This window comes from Lentimicrobium sp. S6, assembly GCF_013166635.1.
In the GTDB taxonomy this organism is placed as follows: Bacteria; Bacteroidota; Bacteroidia; order Bacteroidales; family UBA12170; genus UBA12170.
The window spans coordinates 1-851 of the sequence record NZ_JABKBZ010000230.1 but is presented as its reverse complement, the minus strand read 5'-3'; the positions used below and the strand labels follow the sequence as shown (position 1 = coordinate 851).

The 851-nt window shown below is 31.6% G+C and carries 2 protein-coding genes; both read left to right on the top strand.

Annotation, left to right across the window (positions count from 1 at the left end):
• Positions 1–329, top strand: a 329-nt coding sequence (locus HNS40_RS23865; RefSeq protein WP_172284953.1) for a hypothetical protein, incomplete at its 5' end; no start/stop codon positions are given.
• A gap of 232 nt (positions 330–561) precedes the next feature.
• Positions 562–851 (top strand): hypothetical protein (locus HNS40_RS23860; RefSeq protein ID WP_172284952.1); only part of this gene is annotated, 290 nt, incomplete at its 3' end.

Sequence of the window (851 nt, the reverse complement as noted above, 5' to 3'; positions counted from 1 at the left end):
AATGTCGGTTTTTATTGGATGAGATTTATAATAAAGAAATAGAATTTGATGCTATTCTCACTTCTTCCTATATATTGGCCTTGAGAATTCAGAATTTTCTACTGACTCGTAAAACTGAGTTTGATGCCAAAATATTATTACTCAGTTTGGATGCTCATGAAACCTCTTCCATAAGTCGGCCCAAAATTTCCTATATTGATTTTCAGTCCTCTAAGGTGGCTGAGCAAATCATGAAATTGATTCAATCGCAGATTGTAAATGGTTTTGTGAATGAAACCAAAATATTTTCTCCTAAATTGGTCATCCAAAGTTCAAGTATTAGGTGGTAGATTGATTAATGCAAATAATTGCATTGTAATTGTTTTTTATTTTGAAATATATTACTTTCTTTAGGTATCAGGCAATTGTTGTTGGTATTGGATTTCTGAATGCTTCAGCTGAATTGATCTAACTTTTTGACCAAGTTTTACTCTTTTTTTCTTTCTTCATAAATACTAGGCTTATGCAATGTCTATATATTTGCATCAGTAAAAATGCAAATAATTGCATAAATATGACTTTATGAAGAAAAACCAAATCCTTTGGAGTATTATCGTTTTCTTGAGTTTATGCTCTTGCGCTTCTCAAGTGAATACCCATCTCCACGAAAAATCATCACAAATGAAAATATCTGATAACTGGGAAATCTTTCCTAATTCTGTTTGTACACAATCAGGTTCTGAAGTATCCTCAAGTTCATTTTATGTAGAATCTGCTATAGTGGCCACTGTTCCAACCACGGTTCTAAATGCTCAAGTTCAAAATGGTATTTATAAGGATATTTATTTCGGAGATAATATGACCAAAATACC